Below are 1397 nucleotides of genomic sequence, written 5' to 3'. Positions count from 1 at the left end.
TCTGTACTGTAGTATATTAGAATTGAAGGAATTGTAAATAGAATAGTTATTTGATATACTTTAGAAAATACATGTTAATAATGTGAAATCAGACTTTAATTACGGTGAATAATATGAGATTAAGTCTGATGGGTCTTGTTATTATTCTAATATCATTATAGAAATATAAATCGGTAAATTCAGTTTAACTAGGAGGATTATATGAAGCCAATTGTTTTTATCTATCATTCAGTACTTGGAATAAGAGGGTCTGAATTAAATTTGTCAGAGGTTATAAAAAAAGAAGGTTTTGATGTTATCATTCCTGATTTGTATGAAGGAAAGAAATTTGATGATTATAAAACAGCTATGGCTTTTCTCGGAACATTTGGAGAAGATGGTTTAGAAAAGAAAGCCTATGCGATGTTCGAGGAAGAACACAAGAAGAATGGTAAGAAACCGGTTATCTTTATTGGTTTTTCAAATGGTTGTAATTTAGCAGAGTGGCTTTCGCTAAAAATTCCAGAGACAGTTGGAACCATATTGTTACATGGTGGAATGCCAGTTAAAATGTTTGGCTATGAGGGGTGGCCATCAAATCTCCCCATCCAAATCCATTATTCTAAAGAAGATCCGTGGAAACTAGAAGATGAAGAAATTTTACAAGAATTCCTGAATGAAATAGAAAATTCAGGCGCTAAGTTGGAATTCTATGAATATGAAGGAGAAGGATATTTGTTTTCTGATCCTGAATTGCTATTAGAATATAATGATATAGAAACTCAAAATATGTATGAGAAAGTAAAAGGATTTTTAAGTAACTTTTAGTAATGGAATGATAAATTTATGCTGATACCACTAAAGAGCTATGGTAGGAGATTGTCTTGTAAACTGTAACTGGATGTATTATTGAAACTGACAATAAGCTTCTAATGGTTTAGCAAGGGAATGAAATGATTCAAAGCAAAAAGAAGACCACGTACAAAATTTATATGGTGTTCTTTTTGTTTAGTTTTTTAATGTGGTCATAAAAAGGCGGAGCCTATTATAAGTTTAATTATTTAATTTCAGAAAGGTATATATAAATCATGGCGCAACAAATTGTCCTACCCATCAAAGACTCCAACGTCTTAAAGATGGTACAAGATACACTTCTCGATAGCTTCTGTACTTCTTGGCATTTTAGAAAGGAAATCTTCTCATGAAAATTCTTGTTACCGGATTTGATCCCTTTGGCGACGATAAAATTAATCCTGCGATAGAAGCCGTGAAACGATTGCCGGATGAAATTGCTGGGGCACAAATCGTTAAATTGGAAATTCCGGGCCGGTCTTCGGAAGCTGACCGCCGGAGTCCGTGCCGCTCTGCGTGGAGCCGGACGATCCGCCGCCCGCGGCCGTGACGTCGAGGCTCAGTGA

General features: G+C 35.1%; 2 protein-coding genes. Both read left to right on the top strand.

All coding sequences use genetic code 11. From position 1 onward, the window contains the following. The first annotated feature begins 201 nt into the window (after positions 1-201). Positions 202-807, top strand: a complete 606-nt coding sequence (locus ABT186_RS47730; protein WP_063284065.1) for a dienelactone hydrolase family protein — start codon at positions 202-204, stop codon at positions 805-807. 373 nt (positions 808-1180) lie between these two features. Further along, the gene (locus ABT186_RS48265; RefSeq protein WP_502973568.1) at positions 1181-1381 is read left to right on the top strand and encodes a pyroglutamyl-peptidase I family protein; all 201 of its coding nucleotides are present in this window, start codon (positions 1181-1183) and stop codon (positions 1379-1381) included. Positions 1382-1397 lie beyond the last annotated feature (16 nt).

Origin of the sequence: Streptomyces sp. NPDC001634, from assembly GCF_040298185.1 — a bacterium.
Lineage (GTDB): Bacteria > Actinomycetota > Actinomycetes > Streptomycetales > Streptomycetaceae > Streptomyces.
This window is presented reverse-complemented; position numbering and strand designations above follow the sequence as displayed.

What these genes read in the sequence shown, in the direction of transcription:
- ABT186_RS48265 (WP_502973568.1), top strand. Translation starts at nt 1,181, where the DNA reads ATGAAAATTCTTGTTACCGGATTTGATCCCTTTGGCGACGATAAAATT.
- ABT186_RS47730 (WP_063284065.1), top strand. Translation starts at nt 202, where the DNA reads ATGAAGCCAATTGTTTTTATCTATCATTCAGTACTTGGAATAAGAGGG.